The organism is Candidatus Poribacteria bacterium, assembly GCA_016866785.1.
Lineage (GTDB): Bacteria > Poribacteria > WGA-4E.
Window position 1 is genome coordinate 1 of record VGLH01000187.1, and the last position, 5,667, is coordinate 5,667.

Consider the following 5,667-nt stretch of genomic DNA (forward strand, 5'->3'; position numbering starts at 1 on the left):
GCCGAACTGCGCGAAGGTCGCTCGCTGAATGCCGGAATGGTTCATCTCGTCGATCGATCTGGGCTCGTAGGTGCGACCAGGCCGGTCGCCCTGGTCGCGAAACGGGCGACGCACCGCGTCGCCCCTACTGCATGGCGTCCGCGGACTTGGCGGAAACCCAGGGAATGGACTGCCCAAGCCGGCATCGGTGACGGCTCTCTAATCGACCGGCTACACCGACGCCGGATCGACCTCTCGGAAGAACGAGATGACCGTATCGCCGTAGTCCTCGACGCGCACGCGCGTCAGACGCCCGTAGTAGTCCGCCGGAGCCGCGCGGCGGTCGTGCTCGACGACGACGACGCCGTCCGGGTCGGCGGTATGCGATAAGCCCAGCCGACGCAGCGCCTCGTTCGCCAGGTTCGAGTCATAGGGCGGATCGACGAAGACGACTCCGAACGTCTCGCCGCGCCGCTCGAAGTCCGTCAAGGCGTTGCCTGCGTCCATCTTCAGGACGAGCGCGGATTGCTCGTCGACGCGCGCCTGGCTCAGGTTCCCACGCACGGCGTCGACGCATTCCGCGTGGGAGTCGACAAACGTCGCGTGTCTCGCTCCTCGGCTCAAGGCTTCGATGCCCAGCGCGCCGGAGCCCGCGAAGAGGTCGAGAACCCGCGCCCCGGGCGTGTCATGCCGCAGTATCGCGAACAACGACTCCTTGACGCGATCCGTCGTCGGACGCGCCCGCAGCCCTCTCGGCGCGCGCAGTCGGATGCCCCGGTACTGTCCTCCGATGACGCGCATCGCTCGCTCGCCCAGCCCTCTCAGACGAACCGCTTCGGGTCGATGGGATAGACGCCCCACTCGTCGCGGCACTGCTTCATCGTCAGGATGTTCTCGCGCGACGCGCCCACGGCGAGCGAATGGGTCGAACCCATGATGTAGCCGCCGCCCGGAGCGGCATATCGGAACGCGTAGCGGGCGTCGTTGCGGATGTCGTCAGGGGTTCCCAGGACGAGGTGTTCGTGCCAGATGCCGCCCCAGAGGCACAGATGGTCGCCAACGCGCTCCTTGAGCTTGCGAATGTCCATGCCGCCGCTCTCCTGGATCGCCTCATAGGCGTCGTAGACCTCCGCGAGCTCCTCGATGATGGGCCACGTGTGCCCGCAGCAGTGCTTGAGAACCTTGAGCCCGTGCCGGTGGGCTTCGGCGACGTGCGCCTTGTGCCACGGATAGACCATGTCGCGGTAGATCTCCGGGCTGGCGAGCAGCCCCGTGCTGCTGCCCAGGTCGCCGCAGGGCATGATGCCATCCACGCCGAGCTGGGCGTAGAGCTTCACGTCGCGGATCATCCGCCTGCCCTGGAGCTCGGCGAGCTTCCGGCAGATTTCGGGCTCCAGGACGAGGCTCATCCACTGATCCTCCTCCGTGGGCCCGAAGCCGGGGAAGCCGAGATCGCCCACGGTGACCATGATGAAGTGGGTGTCCTTCATCTCGCGGACGCAGTGGTGGACGAACTCCCACGACGAGTCGTTCGGGTCGCCAGCGGGCTCCTCGGCGAGGCGGTCGATGGCAGCTTGGATGCCCTCGATGGTCGGCGGGCGGTAGCCCTCGGTGTTCCGCTTGAAGGGCATCAGGTCGTGGGTCGTCGCGGAGACGTGGTAGAGGTGCCCGTGGTCGTCGCGGTAGGTGGACTCGTCGAGTTTCTCCATCGGCTTCGGGTGATAGCCCTTGGGCGGAACGCCGCTGCAAAAGACGATGTCCATCTCCAGCGCGCGGACCAGGTCGAGCCGGTCGCGCTTGGTGCACTCGACGATCTCGTCGCGCCGTCCGTCCCAGTACGCCTGTGTCTGGCGCATCTTCGCCTGGACGAGCGTCTCGCGCCCGAGGATGTCCTCATAGACGTTGTAGTCGATGGAATGCTCGCCCCAGGGGATGCGGTCGGGCTCCCGGTGTTCCAACGCCGCGAATACGCGCTCGCGTGGCAGCATCTGTCCCGCTCCTAACGGATGAAGACGCCTCACGACTCCGTTTCAGGAACCTCCGCGCACCTCACCCCGGCGGCGGCACGGAAGAAGCTGGCGTCCAAGAACGCCATCTCCTCGAACCGAAGCGTCCGCCATTCACCAGGATAGCAGAGGTCGCCGAACCGTTGCCACAGGCTCCGGAGCTCGGCGTCCTCGCGTTCGACCCGCCCGCCGAAGTCTCGGTTCGCCGCCTTGTCGGCGTAGACCTGGACCTCGGCGCAGGTTCCGTCGGCGGCGGGTCCCAGCGTGACGTTCAGGAGCACTTCGGGGCACCGCTCCCGCTCCACCGCGAGCGTCTGCCACATGACGTCGAGATGCTCCGCCAGCTTGTCGGGCTTGACCTTCCAGAGATAGATGACACCGTACATGAGCTCTTTCCCTTCTCAGAACAGGAACCGGCACATCGGGCGGATCGCCGAGCCTCCTGGATCGCATAGCCGACTGAGCGCTGGTTCCGCCAGAGGAACGCATCCGAAGCGTCGGAGCGCTCGGAGGTGACGGTTCAGGCTGCTATACTCCGGTTGAGTGGACGGAGCAGATCAGGCTTTGGCGGAGGGAACCACGATGTCACGGAAGATGACGCGGCGCGAATTCGTCGGTACGACGGCGGCTTTGGCGGGCGGCGCGGTCGCGACGGCATACGCGGAGCCCGTGCGCGCACCGCTCCTGCCGCAGCGGGTTCTCGGCAAGACGAACGTTCGAGTCTCCCTGCTGGGACTCGGCGGCGTCGGCTTCCTCACCGACTTCGAGGACAAAGAACAGATCGCCGGGCTCATCCACGAGATCATGGACGCCGGCGTCAACTACTTCGACACGGCTCCCGCGTACGGCAAGAGTGAGGAGAGCCTTGGGCTCGTCATGAGCACGCCGGTCGCCGTCGTCGTTCCGGCGGTGTCGAACCGCGAGCAGTTCCGCGCCAACCTCGACGTTGCGCGTTCGTTCAAGCCGATGTCGGAACCGGAGCGCAACGACCTGATCGCCCGCGTGAACCCTCCGCAGGTGGCATAGCGCGAACCGGCGTTGTCCAAGTCCGTCCCTTCGAGTAGAGTGCCAGACACGCGATACGCACAACCGGATTGTCCACTCAGAGACTGGCAGGAAGGGCCCGCATGGAGTTCCCGACGCCGACATGGGATCACCAGAACAGGGTATTCAACGACTCGCGGTTCTGGGATGAGCTGCACCGCAAAGGACGGAACGCCGAGGAGCTCTGCGCGACGATCCAGAAGTTCGTCGAGAGCGCGCGGGCAGTGCTGAAGACGATCCTCCGGGACATGCCGCAGTTCACGCTCCATGACGAGACGCACATCCTCAACGTCCTGGGCATCATGGAAGGGCTCGTACCGGACAACGTGCTGCGGAAGCTCTCGAACTTGGAGATCGGCCTGTGCATCCTCGCCGCGTACGCGCACGACCTCGGCATGGCGCTGCCCGCCGACGAACGCGACCGCCTGTACGATCCGGGCACGCCTGACGGCGTGAAGTTCGCCCGCCATCGAGACGGCTTCGGCGAGGAGCTCCGGCAGATCGAGCGATGGAAGCGCATCGCCGAAACGGACAGGAGCCGTGCCCAGGAAGCGCAGCGACGCATCGACGCCATTGAAGCGCACATCCTCGAAGACTATCTCCGACGGACGCACGACGAGCACCGTGGGAGGATGGAGCACTGGATCGACGCAATCCAGCGCGAGTCGGGCAACCAACGGCTCTACGAGTTCGACCGGATCGGGTTCAAGCAGCAGCTCGTCCTGATCGGCGCGAGTCACGGACGGGATGTCGACTGGCTGCGGTCGCAGTTGAGCACTCTGAGCAACCCGGCGGCGTTCGCTGTGGGAGGGACGAACTACGCATTCCCCGGCATCCTTCTGCGCCTTGCCGACATCCTCGACTTCGACGTGACCCGCGCGCCGCACATCCTCTTCCGACACCTCGGGATCGAGAGCGACATCAGCGTCCAGGAGTGGCTCAAGCATCAGTCGATCGCCAAGTGGACGTACCAACAAAAGACGAGCACGTTGGAGTGCTTGGCGCAGTGCGACCATCCCGTCCGTCACAAGAGTGTTCTGACCTTCTGCGACTTGATCGAGACGGGACTCCGCGACGCGCGCGACGAACTGGAGATCCAGCGTCGATTGGTCGGCGATCAGCACCCGTGCTGCTCGCTGGAGCTGCCCCCCAAGGTGGATCGACGCGTCGAGCCCAGAAACGGGGCGTACATCTACGAAGACATCCAGTTCCAACTCGATCAGGACGAGATTCAGCAACTCCTGCTTGGGGAATCCCTCTGGGGACGACCCGACCTGTGCATCCGCGAGCTTCTGCAAAACGCCCTCGACGCGGTGCACATGCGGGAACTGCGGGAGGAACTCCAGAAGCAAGGGGAGACGCCGGACGAGCCGGTCGATCCACGCGGACCCGAAGAGCTCGCCGTCCGGCTGACGTGGGGTCATGACAAGGAGTCGGGGCAGGACTTCCTGCGCGTCTCGGACAACGGCATCGGGATGACGCGCCGGATCATCACAGACTACTTCACGCGCATCGGCAAGAGCTACTACCGCTCGCCGGATTTCGAGCGCGAGAAACGGCGTCTGCGCGGCAAGGGGTTGCTCGCGACTCCCATCTCCCACTTCGGTATCGGCATCCTTTCTTCGTTCATGGTCGCCGACCGGATCGTCGTCCGCACGAAGCCCGGCGGCGCGGACACCGACGAGCGGCGCGCGTACGACGTCACGATCTCAGGGCCCGGAAGCCTCTTCTGGCTGCGAAACGGGTCGCTGCCCACGCAAGGAACCGAAGTCACGCTCTACCTCAAAGACGGCTACCAGATCACGCACGACGACGCGACGTTGACGCAACGGCTGCGCCAAGCCTTTGAGTACCAGGACGGAAACCAAGGCGGCGGGACCGGCGACAAGAGACAGGTCGACCCGGCGTATGTCGCGGCGTCGCACGTTGTCTTTCCGCGCCATCCCGTCATCGTCGAGCCGGATCGCGGCGGGGCGCTCCGGATCGACGCAGATTTCCACCGGAAGTCGCTGGTTCCGATCGACGCCGACAAGGTCATCGCGAAGGCCGCCGAGTGGCGCTGCCCGCGTTCGTACGTCGAAGGCGTCCGCTGGGCGGTATGGGACTGGGAGGACAACGTCGGCGACGAAGCGACGGGCAGCCGCATCCGCCTCCAGTTTCCCGCCCATCAGGGCATCGGCGACGGTCCGGAGGGGCTCGCCGATTCGACGGGTCGATGCGCGGGTCACGAGCTCGGGGCGTTCGTGGAGCCGCAGCTACCGTCAGGCGGACGAACACGGGTACTCGTCAAGGGCATGGCGGTCCAGAACGTGGATGTCTGCTCGAAGCGTCTCGAGCTCTGGCACGGCGTCGGAAGCCTTTGCTGGGTGGACCTGAGGGGCGATGCGGCGACGCGACTGACGGCGGAGCGCGGCTCCGCGCTGGAACCGGAGCGGGCGGACGACGCGGAGGCGTGGCATCGAGCCCTTCGCGATCTGTTCGGGCGGTTCCGTGAGGCGTTGCGGAGGGAAGCCGACAGGGACCGGCGCGGCTGGGTGAAGAACTGGCGCAGCGCGTTCCGTCCAGTGGACGCCCTCAGCCATCCGGTCGGAGCGCCACGTGAAGGCACAGAGAGGCATATCCTCCTCGATGCCGCCTG

General features: G+C 65.8%; 5 protein-coding genes. 2 read left to right on the top strand and 3 right to left on the bottom strand.

The annotated features are described in order from the left end of the window. Positions 1 to 210: 210 nt before the first annotated feature. The 3 genes from rsmD to FJZ36_17780 are packed head-to-tail and all read right to left on the bottom strand — an operon-like array spanning position 211 to position 2,371. On the bottom strand, positions 211 to 852 hold the full coding sequence (rsmD, locus tag FJZ36_17770) for a 16S rRNA (guanine(966)-N(2))-methyltransferase RsmD (GenBank protein ID MBM3216746.1): 642 nt from the start codon (positions 850 to 852) through the stop codon (positions 211 to 213). After that, the gene (locus tag FJZ36_17775; GenBank protein ID MBM3216747.1) at positions 801 to 1,967 is read right to left on the bottom strand and encodes a hypothetical protein; all 1,167 of its coding nucleotides are present in this window, start codon (positions 1,965 to 1,967) and stop codon (positions 801 to 803) included. The genes rsmD and FJZ36_17775 overlap by 52 nt, the downstream gene beginning before the upstream one ends. A gap of 29 nt (positions 1,968 to 1,996) precedes the next feature. Further along, positions 1,997 to 2,371 carry a hypothetical protein gene (locus FJZ36_17780; protein MBM3216748.1) on the bottom strand — a complete coding sequence of 125 codons (375 nt, stop codon included), beginning with the start codon at positions 2,369 to 2,371 and terminating at the stop codon, positions 1,997 to 1,999. Positions 2,372 to 2,567: 196 nt separating this feature from the next. Here FJZ36_17780 and FJZ36_17785 point away from each other — a divergent pair, with 196 nt between their 5' ends. Further along, entirely contained in the window at positions 2,568 to 3,011 is a 444-nt protein-coding gene (locus FJZ36_17785; GenBank protein MBM3216749.1) for a twin-arginine translocation signal domain-containing protein, read from the top strand. A 101-nt stretch (positions 3,012 to 3,112) separates the two neighbouring features. After that, positions 3,113 to 5,667, top strand: a 2,555-nt coding sequence (locus tag FJZ36_17790) for a hypothetical protein (protein MBM3216750.1), incomplete at its 3' end; no start/stop codon positions are given.